The sequence below is a fragment of the Soonwooa purpurea genome, from assembly GCF_053891095.1.
The window spans coordinates 202,342-220,608 of record NZ_JBSSMA010000001.1; the positions used below are offsets into that span (position 1 = coordinate 202,342).

Genomic DNA, 18,267 nt, shown 5'->3' on the forward strand with positions numbered 1-18,267 from the left:
TAACATAATAATATTCTTAGCCAACAACTAACATAACTAGGGATAAAGTATAGATACTGTATGAGCAAAGTATTAGTTTGCTAAAAACCACACCGAAGATTTAAAAAAATCTAAGAATTATTAACAAATTATTTTATCGTCCACATCGCACTGGAGAGATTTTCCAAATGTAGAATCTTTTGGAAAGGGCTTTTGACAGCGTTCAGAACTTCGGGCGTTTGGATATAGCTGTAGCGCGACGCCATATTGTGCATATTGGAAACAATAATGAGCCAGCATTCATCAATTTTGCTTTTATAAAGTGGATATTTCACCTTTTTCTTTTCGATGATGTGGAGAATTTTTTCCGCTTTCAACTCATCAAACAAAGACATGCTATAATCTAAAACCAAAAGAACGCCCTTATGATAAGGCGTTCTTCTAATGGAGGTCACGTATTTTGTCGGTTTCTGATTTTGCACGGCGGTAAGAATATCTTTAATCACTTTTTCATCATCATACTGGTTCATCATCCACAAGCTAAGTCCGATATAAAAAATTCCGGAAAACAATTTATCTTGTCCGAAACTTTGCTCCACATTTCGGAAAATCTGATTAATCCTCGCCTCGCTTTTCTTTAATTCGAAATGATTAATGACTTCCGAAATTTCTAGACCAATGCGTTTGGAACCAATTGTCACAATAAAATCCGGACTTTCGCCAATAAGATTTTCAATTTCAATGTCGGGATAATATTGGAGAAGACTGCTCAACAGCAACACTTCGGTTTTCTTTTGATAAGCTTCCCGCTCAGAAAGCTGCTCACGGTCAATTTCACGACACCAATAGCTAAGTTTGTTTGCAGAATTTTTATTCCGCAACATACACAACGCCAAGCTTTTTGAAAGATCCTCCGTGAACACCATAATGCAATGATTTTATTAATCACATTCTAAATATAATCAAATAATCCATTGAAAATGAGATATTAATAAAAATTAACGTGAACAGTATCTTATGTATTTAATAATATTTTCCACTAAAGACCAGTAAGCGCATCCTCTTATTTTTATTCTAAATGATTAAATTGCCTTCTCAAAACAAATGCCTATTCCATGGATTTTAAAAATTATAAGATGCCATACAGCATCAATCCTCAATATTCTAAAAAAACAGCTTACTTCTCTATGGAGTTTGCTATTGATCAATCTCTGAAAATATACAGTGGTGGATTAAGCTTTTTGGCGGGATCACACATGCGAAGCGCCTATAATTTAAAACAAGATTTGCTAGGTATTGGCATTTTGTGGAAATTCGGGTATTATGACCAAGCTCGCAACCACAACCAAACACTTCATCCTGTTTAGACAAAAAAAATATACTCTTATTTGGAAGATACTGGCATACTGTTCCAAATCGAAATTCACAATGCCCCTGTTTGGGTAAAAGTCTGGTACCTCAATCCTGAAACTTTCAAAACATGCCCTATGTTTTTGCTGAGTACGGACGTGCCAGAAAACGATCATCTTTCCAAAACCATTTGCCATCGCCTATACGACGCGAACGAATCTACAAAATTGGCGCAATATATTTTACTAGGAAAAGCTGGCGCAAAATTGTTGGACGAAATGAATCTTGAGCGCGAGGTTTACCATCTTAACGAAGCACATGGATTGCCCGCAGCTTTTTATTTATTAAGAAAATATGGTGGCGACCTTTCAAAAGTTAAAGAAAAATTAGTTTTCACAACGCACACCCCCGAAGAAGCGGGCAACGAAAAACACGACCTTGGGCTCTGTTACAACATGTCCTATTTCTGTGGCATGAGCAAGGAAGAAGCCAAACAATTCGAAGGTAGTAGCGATGACCAATTCAACCATTCGCTATGCGCTCTGAAGATGGCTCGTGTCGCCAATGCTGTATCTCAATTGCATGGCCTTGTTTCCCGACAGATGTGGAACAAATATCCCGGCATTTGTGAAATAAAATCAATCACCAACGCTCAGGAATTCAAATATTGGGCGGACAAACCGCTTTATAATGCCAAAGATGAAGGCGACAAAGAAACTTTTGATTTTAGAAAAAACTATTTGAAAAAAAGAGCTTTCAAAATTGTGGCTGACCAGTGTGGGAAACTTTTTGATCCCCATATTTTAACAATTGTCTGGGCAAGACGTTTTGCGGGTTACAAAAGAGCAGATTTGTTACTAGCAGACAAAGAACGCTTCCGCAGACTTTTGGAAAACAAAGAATATCCTGTACAAATCATTTGGGCAGGAAAACCTTATCCCATGGACTATTCCGCAATTTCAACTTTTAATAATCTTGTTGAAGAAAATAAAATCTACAACAATATAGCAGTGCTTACAGGCTACGAATTGTCATTAAGAAAATCCCTGAAACAAGCTTCCGACATCTGGCTAAACAATCCTAGAGTTCCGCGCGAAGCGTCCGGAACTTCTGGTATGACGGCAGCAATGAATGCTTCTGTCAACCTATCAACAGACGATGGCTGGATCCCAGAATTTGCCAGACATGGCGAAAACGCCTTTGTCGTTCCGAAAGCGGATTACCACAATATGACAACTTTAGAACAAGACACTTACGACCTTAACAAATTGTACGACATTCTCGAAAACGAAATCATCCCAACCTACTACAATAACAAAAATAAATGGCGCAAAATTGTAGGCTCTGCTATGGAAGACGTACACCTCCAGTTCAATAGCGATCGTATGGCAGACGAATATTACAAGTTGCTGTATAACTCTTAAAATAAAAAAGCCTTTAGTTTTAATTTACTAAAGGCCTTTTTATAAGATTTTTATTTTAGAAAAAATTAATGAAACTGCGATGCTTCTGTAGAATCTTTCATCGCTACCGTTGCAGAAGTGCCATTGGTAACAATACGCTGGACTTCATCAAAATAGCCCGTTCCTACAAAACTTTGATGCTTTACAGCACGAAAACCTTTCGGTTGCAAAGCAAATTCGCGTTCTTGCAACTCCGAATACCCCGCCATGCCGCGCTCTTTATAAGCCAAAGCCAACTCGAACATAGCCGTGTTCAACGCATGGAAACCAGCCAATGTGATAAACTGAAATTTGTAACCCATCTTTGCCAATTCTTCTCGAAAATCTTCCATTTCTTCAACACTCAACCGAGCTGCCCAATTGAAAGAAGGCGAGCAATTGTACGCCAACATTTTTCCAGGAAATTTAGCATGAATAGCTTCCGCAAATTGTCTGGCCTGTTCCAAATCAGGATTTGAAGTTTCCATCCAGATTAGATCGGCATAAGGCGCATAGGACAAACCTCGGTCAATGCCTTGTTCCACACCATTTTTCACAACATAAAAACCTTCCGAAGTCCGTTCGCCTGTCACAAATTTTTTATCTCGATCATCAATGTCCGACGTTAAAAGGTCCGCAGCATCGGCATCTGTTCTAGCAATAATCAAACTCGGAACTCCTAAAACATCAGCTGCCAAGCGCGCCGCAATCAATTTGTTAATCGCTTCTTGTGTCGGTACCAAAACTTTTCCTCCAAGATGGCCACATTTTTTGGCAGACGACAATTGATCTTCAAAATGAACGCCTGCGGCACCCGCTTCAATCATCTGTTTCATCAACTCAAAAGCGTTGAGATTACCTCCAAAACCTGCTTCTGCATCTGCTACAATAGGTACAAGATATTCTTTGTCGCCACCGCCATTTACCGATTGTATTTGATCTGCACGCAACAAAGCATTATTAATTTTTTTAACAACCGACGGCACCGAATTCGCAGGATATAAGGATTGATCGGGATACATTTCGCCCGACAAATTGGCATCTGCTGCCACTTGCCAACCTGACAGATAGATGGCTTCCAGACCAGCGTCCACTTCCTGCACCGCTTGATTTCCTGTCAAAGCGCCCAAGCCTGCAACATAATCTTGATTATTAAGCTTATCCCAAAGTTTTTCTGACATTTGTTTTGCAATACTGTATTCCAAGGTGTAACGTCCTCTAAGTTTTAAAACATCTTCTGCAGAATACGGTCTCGTAACGTCTTTCCAACGTGGATTGTTCAGCCAATCTTGCGCCAAAGCTTGGATTTGTTCTTGTTTTGATTTCATAATATAGTGTGATTTAGTGTGATTAAAAATGTTTGAATGTATTTAAACTTTAATCCAAATATGGATAAGCTTTTATACTTAAGAACTCGTCAAATTCTTTAGAAAAAATCATGTCATTGAAAAGGCTAATTGCTAAACCGAACTTTCCATTTTGGAAACGCTGTTCACCAACATAAGTTTTTATATTCTCTACTTCTTCATTTTCGAGTTTCAGAATTAATTCTTTTGTAACAACTTGTCCCCCCTCCAACGTCACCGACTGTCTTAGCCATTGCCATATTTGGGAGCGAGAAATTTCTGCAGTAGCTGCATCTTCCATCAAATTATAAATTGCCGCTGCACCTGTGCCCATCAACCAGGATTCGATGTAGAGAATGCTAACATTGATGTTTTTGCGAAGCCCTTTTTCTGTAATCGTTCCTACGGGAACCTCCAAGAGTTGACTTTCCGAAATTTGATAATTAAATTGTTTATGAATTTGGTTAGGCGTTGGCATATATTGATTAAAAACTGCCATCGCAACAGGCACCAAAGCAGGATGTGCTACCCAAGTACCGTCATGCCCATTACGAACTTCGCGCTCTTTGTCGGTTCTCACTTTTTCAAAGGCTTCTTCATTAGCATTTGGATTATCTTTTACTGGAATTTGAGCCGCCATCCCACCAATCGCAGGAACGCGTCTTTTGTGACAAATCTCCACAACTCTTTTGGTATATGCCTCCATAAAAGGCGAAGTCATCGTAACCTGATCGCGGTCTGGCACCAAAAAATGCGGCAGATTTCTAAACTTTTTGATATAGGAAAAAATATAATCCCAACGACCGCAATTGAGTCCCGCACTATGTTCTTTAAGCTCAAATAAAATTTCGTCCAATTGAAAAGAAGCGGTAATGGTTTCTATAAGAACTGTTGCTTTTATGCTTCCTGTAAGGATTTTAAGATAATCTTGTGAAAACAAAAACACATCATTCCACCATCGGGCTTCAAGATAATGTTCTAATTTGGGCAAATAGAAAAATGGACCACTACCTTTCATCAACAGCTTTTTAGCATTTCTGAAAAAGTAAATTCCAAAATCCACCAAAGATGCAGACATCATTTCGCCATCAACCAAAATATGTTTTTCATCGAGATGCAAGCCGCGTGGCCTCACCAGCAAAACTGCAGTTTTTTCATTAAGCTGATAAGATTTTCCTTCGGGTGACACAAAATCAATTGTTCTGCTAATGGCGTCACTTAGATTAATTTGACCTTGCATACAATTTTCCCAAGTCGGCGAATTGCTATCTTCAAAATCCGCCATAAAAATTTTAGCTCCAGAGTTCAGCGCGTTAATAATCATCTTTCGGTCCACGGGGCCTGTAATTTCTACACGGCGATCATGCAAATCGCGAGGCAGCGGCGCACATATCCAATTTGCTGTTCGCACTTCTTTTGTTTCCTCTAAAAAGCGAGGTAATTTTCCGGCATCAAATTCTTTTTGAATTCTTTTTCTATTTTCGAGAAGTTCTAAACGGCGCTTATTAAAAGTCTGATGCAATGCTAATAAAAAATCCTTAACGCTTTCCGTAAACACTGACTCATAAGCATTTGCACTATTTATTGAGATTTGATTTAAATTTTTCATTTTTAATTTAATTGTGATTGGTGTGACAAATCTAACAAAAATATTTTCACAAATAGCGAACGTTCGCTAAATTTTTAAAAAAAATATTATGTAAACAATCGCTTTATTTTTATATTTGTTTTATGAATGCTGATAGCGACTATATCCGAGTAATTTTTGGTCTTAAACTAAGACAACAACGCCAGAAAAAAAATTGGTCTTTACAAGATCTTGCTAACCAAACTGGCTTGTCAAAATCTTATCTTAACGAAATCGAAAATGGTAAAAAATACCCCAAACATGACAAAATCATCCAAGTCGCAGAAACCTTAGGATGCAGTTTTGATGATTTGGTATCGACAAAACTCGACAGAAGTCTTGCGCCAATTAATGAAATTTTACAATCAGATGTATTTAAAGAAATCCCGTTGGATCTTTTCGGGATCAACCGTAATAATTTGATCGGAATGATAAGCGAAGCGCCAAAAAAAGTTACAGCTTTCATCAATACACTTATTGAAATTTCGCAGAATTACAATCTTGGAAAAGAACGTTTTTTCTTTGCAGTATTGCGCTCTTTTCAGGAATTATACAACAATCATTTCCCTGAGATCGAGGAAAAAGCTGAGGCGTTTTACCAGCAATACAACCTAAAGCCCCGCGAACTGAAATCCTCGGATTTAGAAAATATTTTAATCGAAGATTTTGGCTACCAAATAAGCTCACAAGATTTTAATGAATTTGGTACTTTGCAACATTTAAGATCTTTATTTATTCCTGAAAAAAAGAATTTATTACTCAATCAAAGGCTTGATGAAAATCAAAAAACTTTCATTTTAGCCAAAGAAATTGGATTCCAAGTTTTGGATCTAAAATTGCGTCCCAACACGTATTCTTGGGTTGACATCCATAGTTTTGAAGAAATCCTGAATAATTATTATGCTTCATATTTCGCTGGCGGATTATTGATTCCTAAAAAAGAACTGGTACAGAAAACGGCTGATTTTTTCGATCATAAAGAATGGAAAGCCTCACATTTTGAAGATTTAATTAAGCATTTCACAAATTCTCCAGAAACATTATATTATCGTTTGACTAATATTTTAGCTTCAGAATTTGGGATAAAGGACTTATTTTATTTATGTTTTGTCAAAAAGAAAAACACGCATAAAGTACAGATTTTAAAGGAATTACACCTCAACCAACAACAAGCGCCACGATCTAATGCAATGAATGAACACTATTGTCGTCGATGGGTTTCTGTAAGAAATCTGGAACAATTGGAAACTGAAGATACACAAATGACTGATGCCCAAATTTCACATTACAAAGATTTTGGACTTAGTTATCTTGTGATATCAACCTCCCAAAAAAATCCATTTTCGGACGGAAGCAACAGAAGTTATTGTCTTGGAATTTTGTTGAATAGTAATTCTCTAAAAAAAATAAACTTCTCAAAAAGTGACGCTTTGCCCATTGTTGAAGTTGGTGTCACCTGCGAACATTGCAGCATCGGCAATTGCGATGTAAGACAAGCTCCGGCGACAAGACTCGATAAAGAACATTTCAATAACGACATGAAAAAGTCCATTGAAAAAATCCGATCTCAATTTTTAAAATCATCTTAAAAATTTGATTATCTTCGACTTAAACTAAAAGTCATGTTATTGGATTTGATTTTTCCGACGCGTTGTTTGTCTTGTGATACTATCATTCCGTCACATTCTATATTGTGTGAAAATTGCGAAGAACAACTCAGTTACACACATTTTAAATTTGATTCTGAAAACATTTTAACACAAAAAGCCAAGCTCCTTTTTCCTGTTGAAAAAGCTTTTGCTTTGTTTTATTTTAAAGATGAAAATTTAGCTCAAAAACTAATTCACGGTCTGAAATATGGCAATCAGCAATTCATTGGAAAACATCTTGCGCAATGGATTCATGATCGAATTAAGCTGAACGAAATTGATGAAATAATCAGCGTTCCGTTGCATGAAAAAAAGCTAAAACAACGCGGTTACAACCAATTGACTTTATTTGGAAATACTTTATCAAAACTATATAATATCCCAGTAAATCATCAATTTATAAAACGGAATTCCCACGACAAGGCGCAAGCCCAAAAAGACAAAACGCATCGCGAAGAAACGAAAAGTGTATTCAGTTCACAATCTAGTCAAGATAGCAAACACATTCTTTTAATAGATGATGTTTTCACAACAGGAAATACTTTATCGAGCATCGCATGGGAAATTTTAAGCAAAAACCCCAACTATCGCATCAGCATTTTGGTAATTGCAATAGACTAAGTATTGGTCATGAATTATTAAAAAATTATCGTTGAAGTTTTTCTCCGTAAGCCAAATCTCCTGCATCGCCCAAACCTGGCGTGATATAACCTTTTGACGTCAAACCAGAATCGATAACACCCACCCAAATTTTAGCATTTGGAAAAGCATCTTGTATAGCTTTCACACCTTGTTGACTGGCAATTGCTGCTACGATATGCATTTCTGTTGGCGTTCCGTTGGTCAGCAAATCTTTTATAGCTTCGATAAGGGAAGCTCCCGTTGCCAACATAGGATCTGCAACAATTAGAGGACGTCCGTCTAGATTTGGACACGTCAAATAATCTTGTTTTATAGAGAAATAATCGTTGACATCATGCTTTCTATAAGCTGCAACAAAACCACAATCGGCTTTATCAAAATAATTAAGAACACCCTGAAACAAAGGAACTCCCGCTCTAAGAATAGTTGTAATAACAGGCTGAACTGCAATTTCGCGACCTTTCACTTTATCCAAAGGAGTTGTAATCTCCACCTCAACTTGTGCCATACCTTTGGAAATCTCGAAAGCAGCAATCTCACCGATGCGCTCCAAGTTTCTACGGAACTTCATGCGGTCTTGTTGTACATCAACATTTCTTAAATCATTAATCCATGAGTTAACTAAAGAAAATTCTTGGGATAATTCTTTTATCATAAAAACGGGTTCTTAGTTTAAATATAAAAATGAGCTTTAAAGTTAAGCAATAAAAAGCCTTCCGAAAAATCCGAAAGGCTGATATTTTATTTTTGTCTGAAATAAATCTCGATTGGAACTCCAGTAAAATCAAAGTTCTTACGCAACTGATTCTCTACAAATCGTTTGTAAGGTTCTTTCACATATTGCGGAAGATTACAGAAAAACACAAATTGTGGCGATGGCGTTGGCAACTGCACACAATACTTGATTTTCACATATTTACCTTTCAAAGCTGGAGGAGGTGTATTTTCCATGATTGGAAGCATCAATTCGTTCAGTTTTGAAGTTTTGATGCGTTGTTTACGATTTTCATAAACTTGCATTGCTACTTCAACCGCTTTTAGAATACGTTGCTTGGTTAGAGCTGAAACAAATAATACTGGAATATCACTGAACATTCCGATTTTGTCTTTAATTTTGGCTTCGAAATCGCGCATGGTATTGGTTTCTTTCTCGACCAAGTCCCACTTGTTTACCAAAATGACAACGCCTTTTCTATTTTTTTGAGCCAAACTAAAGATGTTCATATCTTGCGATTCCCAACCCAAAGTTGCATCGATCATCAAAATCACAACATCAGAATGCTCAATAGAACGGATAGAACGCATTACGGAGTAAAACTCCAAATCTTCAGAAACTCTTGATTTCCTACGCATTCCCGCCGTATCAACCAATACGAACTCGTGCCCGAATTTGTTATACAAAGTTTCAATACTGTCACGCGTTGTACCTGCAATGTCGGTTACAATATTTCTTTCGTTATCCAGCAAAGCGTTTGTTAAAGTGGATTTACCAACATTTGGACGTCCAGCAATGGTAATTTTTGGCAAACCTTCGAAAGGATCTTTATACTCTGTCGTTGGGAAATCCGCGACAACGGCATCCAGCAATTCTCCAGTACCAGAACCTGTTGCAGAAGAAAGCGTATAATATTTTTCTACTCCTAGCTGATAAAATTCGGTTGCAGGAAGTTCTTCTTTAGCAGAATCTACTTTGTTAACAACCAAATATAAAGGTTTGTTGGCTTTTCTCAACAATTCAAAAACTTCATAATCTGTATCGGTAAGACCTTCTTCAACATTAACCATAAAAATAATGGAAGTCGCTTCTTCAACAGCCAATTGTACTTGTTTACGAATTTCTTCTTCAAAAATATCATCCGAACCGATGTCGTAACCTCCAGTATCAATAACTGTAAAATCTACACCATTCCAATCAGATTTTCCATAGTGACGGTCTCTGGTAACACCAGCTGTAGAATCTACAATAGCTTCTCTTCTTTCTAATAAACGGTTGAATAAAGTGGATTTTCCCACATTCGGTCGGCCAACAATAGCAACAATATTGCTCATAAAAAATGTTTAATAATCCTTAGCATCATAAGAAATTGCTTCAGGATAAGATTATTAATGGGTTTCTCCGACTCTCGGAGCCCAATTTTTTTGCAAAGATAGACTTTTTTGAATTAATTATTTTTTTGTTATCAAATTGACTATATTTTTAACAATATTAATATTTACTATTTTATACATAGCATTAGTAATTTTAATTTTATTGCCTTTATAACGATTCAGTCATATTGTTATAAAATATTTAAAGTTATGAAGAAAATACTATTATTTGGTTTAACCACAAGCTTTATGAGCTGTGCTTTTAGCCAAACCTTATGGGAGGATAATTTTGAATCTTACACTGTCGGAAATTTCACAGACCAAGGTGGCTGGGTAAGAGATGGTAGCGAAGATGATTGGGTAAAAATTGCTAAAATAAGTCCTGCTAAAGGGAAAAGCTTACAACTTAATACCAATGAAGAAAACGATTCTGGTATTTTTGTAACCCACGAAAACAATTGGGAAAACCGAAATGCTGGCAACAACATTTTTGTGGCTGAATTCGATTATTATACTGGAGACCAGCTGGATAGCCTTGGAATCGTTGTACTTGGCACTTCAGATTTTGATATTATTGCAGAAATTGGATGGGATATAGAAACTGAAATCCTTTATCTTTCTGGTGCAGAAATGTTTGGAACTTTGTTAGAAAACCCAACGCCAAACACTTGGTATCATATAACGACAACTTTCAACACCAATACTGGCGAAATAAAAGCTCGTGTCAACAACGAGCCTATTGTTAGGGGTTTTGCAGATGTAGAATTGCTTCCAGAAATCTTCGATTATTCATCGATTATGGGGTCAACAATTGCTATTGACAACGTCGTGGTATCTGCCAAATCTACAGATGTGCTAACTACTGGAGAACATTCTGCAACATCAAAATCTACTCGTATTTATCCCAATCCTGTTCGTGATAACATAAAAATTTCTACTAAAAAGAACATCGCGGAAAGTAGAATTATTGATTTTTCTGGAAAAACACTTCTTAGTTTTGGAAATCAAAAAAGTTTCAATGTACAATCTCTAACTCCGGGTACATATATTCTCACAATAAAGTATGACGATAATAGCCAAGAAACGCTTAAACTAATCAAAAAACAATCATACCATAATTAAAAAATTTCAAAAATAGACAGTGCAAAGTTTGCATTGTCTATTTTATTTTAAGATTAAAAATTTCATCAACAATCAAAATGATTAATAATTGTTTTTAAATAATAAAAATCTACAATCCATTAATAAACTATAGAAATTTCTTAAATTCACTTTTTCAAAAAAGGTATAAAATGAAAAGAATAATCACAGTCCTTTTGGTGGCATTTATAATGATTCAGTTTTTCCCAATCGACAAAACCAATCCTGAAATAAATCCTAAAATGGATTTTGTGAACACCAAACAACCTCCTGTTGCCATTGCAAAAATTCTGAAAACCTCTTGCTACGATTGCCATTCTAACGAAACACGTTATCCTTGGTACGCCAGTATTGCGCCCTCTTCATGGTTTTTGAAAAAACATATTGACGAGGGTCGAAAAAAACTAAACTTTTCAACTTGGGCAACTTATGAGCCAAAACGCCAACTTCATAAACTAGATGAAAATATCGAAATGCTGGAAAAAGACGAAATGCCTTTGGAATCTTATATTTTGGGACATCCTGATGCCAAGTTAACGACAGAATCCAAAAAATTATTAATCGAATATTTTCGACAGATTCAAAGAGATACAAAAGAGGCAAATCCTATACTGTGATGAAAAACCTCGAATCTATTAGCGAGAAGCACTCCATCGTTTTTTACGATGGTGATTGCGGTTTTTGTAATTATTGGGTGCAATGGATTTTGAAGCGCGACAAAAAAGATCAGTTTCTTTTTGCATCGTTACAGTCAGATTTAGGTCAAGATTTTTTAAAACAAAGACATCTTAACCTTAGAGATTTTGACACTATTTATCTTTGGAAACCCAAACATTATTATTTAAAAAAATCCGATGCCGCAATACAAATCGCTGCGGGTCTATCTATTTTTTATGAATTATTAAAACTCGGAAAGATCATACCAAAATTTATACGAGATGGCTTGTATGACATTATTGCTGCACGAAGAAAAAAATTAATGAAAGCATTCTGTACACTGCCTTCAGAGAAAGACAAAAGAAAATTTTTGAACTAAATAACATCATTTAATCTCGTATTATGATAGTTTAAACATTCTATATTTTTCGGTATTTCTTCAGTCTTTTCAAAGTAATTGTCAATAAAAATGTCAGGCTTTTTATTTTTATAAAATTTTAATTTTTTGAAAAACTTCTAAACCATAAACAGATTCTATATTTTCATATATTTGCATCATGGAATACAACACCCAAAGAACCGCACTTCAAATGCCAGAATATGGCAGAATGATACAAGAAATGGTGGAAATCTGCAGAGAACTCCCCACCAAAGAAGCACGTAACGAAGCTGCCGCTACCATCATCGAATTTATGGGACAACGCAATCCACATCTTAATGATGAAGAAAACTATAAGCACAAACTTTGGAACCATCTTTTTATTCTAGCCAGCTATGATCTCGATGTAGATTCGCCATATCCAATATTATCGCAAGAAGAACTAAGTACAAAACCCAGAAAAATGCCTTATCCTTCTTTCGATAACGATTACAAATTCTATGGAAAAAGTATTTTGCAACTTATCGAACGCGCTATCGAACTAGATGCAGGCGACGAAAAAGATGCGCTGATCCAAGTTATTGCGAATAATATGAAAAAGTCTTACAATGTTTACAATAAAGAACATGTGCAAGATGACGTGATTTTCCGCCACCTAAAAGACTTATCCAATAACAGACTGGACCTTACCGGACTAGACAGTCTGGACAAAAGTAAAATCTACTACAATACCAATCGCAAAAATAATAACAATAACAGCAACCACAACAAAAACAACAGAAACCAAAACACAAATAATAACGCAAAAAGAAGACATCAAAACAACCAAAACAATCAGAAAAACAGAAAATAAATGAACGGTGCATTTGAGATAAGAGGAGGAAAAACTTTACAAGGCGATATTACACCACAAGGTGCAAAAAATGAAGCGCTTCAGATATTATGTGCTGTTTTGTTAACGGATGAAGAAGTCAGAATTAAAAATATTCCCGACATACACGATGTTAATAGACTAATTGAAATTCTTGGTGACCTTAATGTCAAAATCATCAAAAACGGACATGGCGACTACACCTTCAAAGCCGATGCTGTTAATTTTAATTATATAAAATCCTCTGAGTTTAAAAAAGATGGCGCCAAATTGCGTGGATCGGTTATGCTATTAGGCCCTATGTTAGCACGTTATGGCGAAGCTTATATGCCAACGCCAGGCGGTGACAAAATCGGTAGACGCCGTCTGGATACACATTTCCAAGGTTTTGTAGAATTGGGTGCCGAATTTTCTTATGACGAGGACGAACAATATTATTCTCTAAAAGCTAAAGAACTTCAAGGTAAATTTATTTTATTGGAAGAAGCTTCAGTAACAGGGACTGCCAATATCATTATGGCTGCTGTTCTAGCAAAAGGCAAAACCAGAATTTACAACGCTGCATGTGAGCCCTATCTGCAACAGCTTTGCAAAATGCTAAACAGAATGGGCGCGAATATTTCTGGTATTGGTTCAAATCTTTTAACAATCGAAGGTGTAGACTATCTTGGAGGAACAGAACACACGATGTTACCCGATATGGTGGAAATTGGCTCTTGGATTGGACTGGCAGCCATGACAAAATCTGAAATTACCATTAAAAATGTCAATTGGAATCAATTGGGCATCATTCCTGATACTTTTAGAAAATTAGGAATTCAGCTTGAGCGAAGTGGCGAAGACATTTACATTCCTGCTCAGGAAAATTATACAATTCAGAAGTTTATCGACGGATCCATATTAACAGTTTCTGATGCGCCTTGGCCAGGATTTACGCCAGATTTATTATCCATCATTTTGGTTGTGGCAACACAAGCAAAAGGTACTGTTTTGGTTCATCAAAAAATGTTTGAATCCAGATTATTCTTCGTTGATAAATTAATTGACATGGGTGCACAAATTATCCTTTGCGATCCACACCGCGCAACAGTTGTCGGTCTAAACCACGAAACACCACTGCGTGGAACAACGATGATTTCGCCAGATATCCGCGCTGGTAACGCATTGTTAATCGCGGCACTTTCTGCCGAAGGCAAATCGGTAATCCACAATATTGAACAAATCGACCGTGGTTACGAAAATATCGACGGAAGACTAAAAGCATTAGGCGCTGATATTACAAGAATATAAATTATAAAGACTGGAAAATTTTCCGGTCTTTATTTTTTAAAAGCATTCATCAAATTTTTCTTAATTTTAAATAATTAAAAAATTAAATGATGGACACAAAACACATCGGAATTTTTGTAGGAAGCCTCCGCAAAGAATCCTTTTCCAGAAAAGTAGCTGAAGAAATCATCAGTTTGGAACCGCCAACTTTTAAATTTAAAATAATATCAATTGGGCAATTACCGTTGTACAATCAAGATTTTGACGACCATGACCAAGTTCCCGAAAGTTATATTAGTTTCCGAGAGGAAGTTGACCAGCTCGATGGTGTTATTTTTGTAACGCCCGAATATAATCGTGGTTTGCCTGCTGTACTCAAAAATGCAATTGATGTTGCGTCGCGACCTGCTAGCAAAAATGTTTGGACAAAAAAACCAGGTGCTGTCATCAGTAATTCTCCAGGAATGCTAGGCGCTTTTGGAGCCAATCATCAATTGCGACAAAGCTTAACTTCTGTGAATATATACACCATGCAACAGCCCGAAATTTATTTAAGTCAGATTTCAAAAGCCTTTGATGAGTCTGGCAAAATAGACGATCGCACGACCGATTATTTAAAAAAATTCGTCAATGCCTATGTGGATTGGTTTAATAAATTTTAAATAAAATCTCTATTCAGAAGTTTTAAAAATTTGGTTGGATTGCGGTAATAAGTTTACCAACCGCCACCGCCACCACCACCGCCGCCGCCGCCAGAGAAGCCGCCACCTCCAGAGCCACTTCCGCCAGAACTGCTGTTGGAAGGCGCAGTAGAACCGGAACTAATCGATTTTGTCAAACTGGAATTAATAGAACTGCCGAAGTTGCCCATTCCCGAAAAATGGCCAACATACCAAGAACTTGTGTAGCCAGAAGCCATTGCCAGCAAGGCGGTTTCAAACTTTTCTCCCCAAATTTTGTCAACGCCTAAAACCATGGCGTAAGGTAAATATTTTTCAAAAATTTCGGGGGTCATTTTGGGTGAATTATGAAATTTTAATTGTTCATTTTCGGCGGCACCCATGTACATTTTGAATCCGTCGATTAAAGATTGCTGCTTCAGCTTTGCTTCCGAAGGTCGTTTAATATAATATTGAAAAGCTAATATTAGGATAAACGACAAAATAATAAACTGAAAACAGTATTTGATGTTCTTGTCAACACCTATGGCGACACCTGCCAGAACTATTGGAATTGTAAAACCTAACGCCCAAAATATTAAAAAAATAGCGGCACAACCTTTAATTTTTATTTTCTTATAAAACGAGGTGACAACAAAATAAATGATAAGCAGCGCAACATATACAAAAACGCCTGGAATCATAAAACTCATTTCATCGGCTTTGTAAGAGCTAATTAATAAGGCTACAAAATATATACATGTAATTAACAATGTTGGAATCCAAAGTATATTTCGGTTGTTCCCTTCTTGGAGAAATTTGTCGTGTTGATAAGACAAACTTGCTTTGAAACTCTCGACTGTGCTTTCAATTTTGAGATCATAAGACCCTTTAAAATCTACGGCATCACGGTTTTGAAATAAATTATCCAAAACACCAATTTCTTCTTTTGCTAAAGAATTATCTGCATTTTTCAGTTTTTCAACACGGTAATATTTTCTTTTCCCAAGACCTAAAAAACCTTCACTCTCTTGCTCAAGAATTTTTAAAAAGCCTTTAATAGCGAGATTGACGATGCTTGCTGTAAGATATTCATTTTTATAATTTTCAAATTTGATGTAACCCAAACTTGCTGGCGACAAATTATCTGGAACATTAAACTGAGGATAAATCGTTGGTTTGGGCGGATCCACACCATATGTTCTCCATTTTTGATAGCAAAATGCCATTAATCCCAACATTGACAGAATTAATAAAAGGAGAATGCCATTTTCTTCAAAGAAAGTTGGTGGTGGTGGTGCTTGTATCAAAGCTTTATTAAATCCCACGGCAATGGTTAAATTTTCGCCACTTCCGAGATGGGAAGCCTTCCATCCGATGGTGTGATTGTCAAGAATTTCTGAACTACAATTGGTCGCGGTACTTCTCGCTTCGCCAGTATAGCAAGCATTTTGAAGAATCTTAGCACCAAATGGCAAGACGACTTTCGCAGAAATAGAATCTATTGGAAAAGCCCAATCTGTTCCGTTGACATTCCAATACAGCTCATCATAATTCTTGAAAAAACCAATTTGATTGTCTAATGTATATTTGATTGCATAAGAATATTCGCCTGCTGGCAAGTCAATATCTTTATTACCAATGTAGATTTTGTAATAGCCAGAGCTACTTTCGGAGTGATACTCTTCCTTTTTTCCATCACGCGTTACAGAAAGAATATTGTATTTAAGTTTTTGATTTTTCCCATTAAGCTCGCGTGTTGTTAAAAAAGTTCTGAAAATACCGTGTTTAATATCCTTTCCTAACCTATAAACTTTAATATGTTCCGTAACTTCTATTCCACCTTTTTCATTGACCAAAATATCAGCATGATAGTTCAGTATTCGCTCCGATTGATAAGTTGATGCTACCTCGCTAACATTAAGACGATCAGAATTTTGTCCAAAATTAAATACTGAACAAAAAATGCAAAATATTAAAAGCAGGCGTTTCATTTTTAGAATTTTACGCTTGGTACTTGCCGTTCCGTAGGATTTTCCAATTCAAAGAATGCAGATTTTTCAAACTTATACATATTCGCAACAATATTGCTTGGGAATGACTCCACAGCAGTATTATTTTCTCTTACGGTGCCGTTGTAATAACGTCTTGCTTTTTCGATATCACCTTCTACAGAAGACAATTCGGCTTGTAATTGTTGAAAATTGGCATTGGCTTTCAGATCTGGATATTGCTCTGCAACCGCCATCAAATTCATCATGGCTTGACTAAGATTTTTCTCAGCACTTTCTTTAGCTTCTACCGTATTCGCCCTAAGTGCAGCTGCTCTAGCCTGTACCACGCTATCGAGTGTGGACCGTTCATGAGTTGCATAGCCTTTTACCGTTTCGACAAGATTTGGGATAAGATCATGACGTTTTTTCAGCATCACATCAATACTACTCCAACCTTCTTGCACAAGGTTGCGCAATCGCACCAATTTGTTATAAATTGATATTATATAAGCAATAATAACAAGCGCTAATCCAATAATAATTAATAATGAAAACATAATTTTAGTTTTAATTAAAATTAATCATTTTCACTTATATGATTTAGAATTTTTCAATTAATTTTTAATTGTTACTTTTGGTAATAAACTTTTAATCAAAATGAAATTCTTAGTATTATTCTTCTCACTTACAGGTTTTAATCTGTTGACAGCCCAGGACAATTACCCAAAGCCTGAGAAAAAAACCAATCAACTGTTCTACATCCAACATAGTGATAATCGCAATACATTTGTGTACGACGCCATCATCATTGGCAAAAATATTTCTGATACCAATCCCATCAACATTTACCGAATATTATATGAAGAAAATGCAGAAATAAAACCTTTGACAAGCATACAGAAATCTTTGGCTTATGGTATAAATTTTAAGAAAATGGATGACAATTATTTTGAATTTTCATTAAAAGGTCAAAAGAATCTGAAACTGTATCTCGCTTTTAATAATCAACAAAAGCCCGCCGTTTTCCTTACAGTAAACGGCAACAAAATCTATCTCGAAAAAATGTTTATCCAACTGAAAAACTCTGGGCTAAAGCCTAGCGCAGATTATATCCTAGTAACAGGTAAAGATTTTGAAACTGGCAAAAGTGTGACAGAAAAACTAAAAATCTAAAA

General features: G+C 36.2%; 16 protein-coding genes and 1 pseudogene. 10 read left to right on the plus strand and 7 right to left on the minus strand.

The features are described 5' to 3' along the window. Window positions 1-128: 128 nt before the first annotated feature. Complete coding sequence (locus ACVFVN_RS00880; protein ID WP_456233778.1) at window positions 129-905, minus strand: hypothetical protein; 777 nt, start codon at window positions 903-905, stop codon at window positions 129-131. Window positions 906-1,094: 189 nt separating this feature from the next. Here ACVFVN_RS00880 and glgP point away from each other — a divergent pair. Further along, window positions 1,095-2,753 (plus strand): annotated as a pseudogene (gene glgP, locus ACVFVN_RS00885) (alpha-glucan family phosphorylase). Between the two features lie 65 nt (window positions 2,754-2,818). On the opposite strand, the gene aceA reads toward glgP, so the two are convergent. After that, on the minus strand, window positions 2,819-4,099 hold the full coding sequence (aceA, locus tag ACVFVN_RS00890; protein ID WP_456233779.1) for an isocitrate lyase: 1,281 nt from the start codon (window positions 4,097-4,099) through the stop codon (window positions 2,819-2,821). Window positions 4,100-4,148: 49 nt separating this feature from the next. Continuing rightward, window positions 4,149-5,726 carry a malate synthase A gene (aceB, locus tag ACVFVN_RS00895; RefSeq protein WP_456233780.1) on the minus strand — a complete coding sequence of 526 codons (1,578 nt, stop codon included), beginning with the start codon at window positions 5,724-5,726 and terminating at the stop codon, window positions 4,149-4,151. A 122-nt stretch (window positions 5,727-5,848) separates the two neighbouring features. On the opposite strand from aceB, the gene ACVFVN_RS00900 reads away from it, so the two are divergent. Both ACVFVN_RS00900 and ACVFVN_RS00905 read left to right on the plus strand, forming a co-directional pair. After that, the gene (locus ACVFVN_RS00900) at window positions 5,849-7,333 is read left to right on the plus strand and encodes a helix-turn-helix domain-containing protein (RefSeq protein ID WP_456233781.1); all 1,485 of its coding nucleotides are present in this window, start codon (window positions 5,849-5,851) and stop codon (window positions 7,331-7,333) included. Between the two features lie 33 nt (window positions 7,334-7,366). After that, window positions 7,367-8,014 carry a ComF family protein gene (locus ACVFVN_RS00905; protein WP_456233782.1) on the plus strand — a complete coding sequence of 216 codons (648 nt, stop codon included), beginning with the start codon at window positions 7,367-7,369 and terminating at the stop codon, window positions 8,012-8,014. 25 nt (window positions 8,015-8,039) lie between these two features. On the opposite strand, the gene upp is transcribed toward ACVFVN_RS00905, so the two are convergent. Both upp and der read right to left on the minus strand, forming a co-directional pair. After that, complete coding sequence (upp, locus tag ACVFVN_RS00910) at window positions 8,040-8,690, minus strand: uracil phosphoribosyltransferase (protein ID WP_165132871.1); 651 nt, start codon at window positions 8,688-8,690, stop codon at window positions 8,040-8,042. An 86-nt stretch (window positions 8,691-8,776) separates the two neighbouring features. Continuing rightward, window positions 8,777-10,084 carry a ribosome biogenesis GTPase Der gene (gene der, locus ACVFVN_RS00915; RefSeq protein ID WP_165132874.1) on the minus strand — a complete coding sequence of 436 codons (1,308 nt, stop codon included), beginning with the start codon at window positions 10,082-10,084 and terminating at the stop codon, window positions 8,777-8,779. Between the two features lie 249 nt (window positions 10,085-10,333). On the opposite strand from der, the gene ACVFVN_RS00920 reads away from it, so the two are divergent. The 6 genes from ACVFVN_RS00920 (at window position 10,334) to ACVFVN_RS00945 (ending at window position 15,101) form a co-directional block, all read left to right on the plus strand. Beyond that, window positions 10,334-11,245 carry a T9SS type A sorting domain-containing protein gene (locus ACVFVN_RS00920; protein ID WP_456233783.1) on the plus strand — a complete coding sequence of 304 codons (912 nt, stop codon included), beginning with the start codon at window positions 10,334-10,336 and terminating at the stop codon, window positions 11,243-11,245. A gap of 170 nt (window positions 11,246-11,415) precedes the next feature. Then, on the plus strand, window positions 11,416-11,880 hold the full coding sequence (locus tag ACVFVN_RS00925; RefSeq protein ID WP_456233784.1) for a heme-binding domain-containing protein: 465 nt from the start codon (window positions 11,416-11,418) through the stop codon (window positions 11,878-11,880). Continuing rightward, a complete protein-coding gene (locus tag ACVFVN_RS00930; protein WP_456233785.1) occupies window positions 11,880-12,299 on the plus strand; it encodes a thiol-disulfide oxidoreductase DCC family protein in 420 nt (139 codons plus the stop codon). Before ACVFVN_RS00925 ends, ACVFVN_RS00930 begins: the two co-directional genes overlap by 1 nt. A gap of 178 nt (window positions 12,300-12,477) precedes the next feature. Then, the gene (locus ACVFVN_RS00935) at window positions 12,478-13,152 is read left to right on the plus strand and encodes a DUF4290 domain-containing protein (protein ID WP_456233786.1); all 675 of its coding nucleotides are present in this window, start codon (window positions 12,478-12,480) and stop codon (window positions 13,150-13,152) included. Next, a complete protein-coding gene (murA, locus tag ACVFVN_RS00940) occupies window positions 13,153-14,460 on the plus strand; it encodes a UDP-N-acetylglucosamine 1-carboxyvinyltransferase (protein ID WP_165132889.1) in 1,308 nt (435 codons plus the stop codon). Between the two features lie 86 nt (window positions 14,461-14,546). Continuing rightward, window positions 14,547-15,101, plus strand: a complete 555-nt coding sequence (locus tag ACVFVN_RS00945) for an NADPH-dependent FMN reductase (protein ID WP_456233787.1) — start codon at window positions 14,547-14,549, stop codon at window positions 15,099-15,101. Window positions 15,102-15,154: 53 nt separating this feature from the next. On the opposite strand, the gene ACVFVN_RS00950 is transcribed toward ACVFVN_RS00945, so the two are convergent. Together ACVFVN_RS00950 and ACVFVN_RS00955 are read right to left on the minus strand one after the other, a co-directional pair. Then, entirely contained in the window at window positions 15,155-17,092 is a 1,938-nt protein-coding gene (locus ACVFVN_RS00950; RefSeq protein ID WP_456233788.1) for a DUF2207 domain-containing protein, read from the minus strand. Between the two features lie 2 nt (window positions 17,093-17,094). Continuing rightward, window positions 17,095-17,649, minus strand: coding sequence for a LemA family protein (locus ACVFVN_RS00955; protein ID WP_456233789.1), 555 nt, complete (start codon window positions 17,647-17,649; stop codon window positions 17,095-17,097). 100 nt (window positions 17,650-17,749) lie between these two features. Here ACVFVN_RS00955 and ACVFVN_RS00960 point away from each other — a divergent pair, with 100 nt between their 5' ends. Continuing rightward, a complete protein-coding gene (locus ACVFVN_RS00960; RefSeq protein WP_456233790.1) occupies window positions 17,750-18,265 on the plus strand; it encodes a DUF4833 domain-containing protein in 516 nt (171 codons plus the stop codon). The last annotated feature ends 2 nt before the right edge of the window (window positions 18,266-18,267 follow it).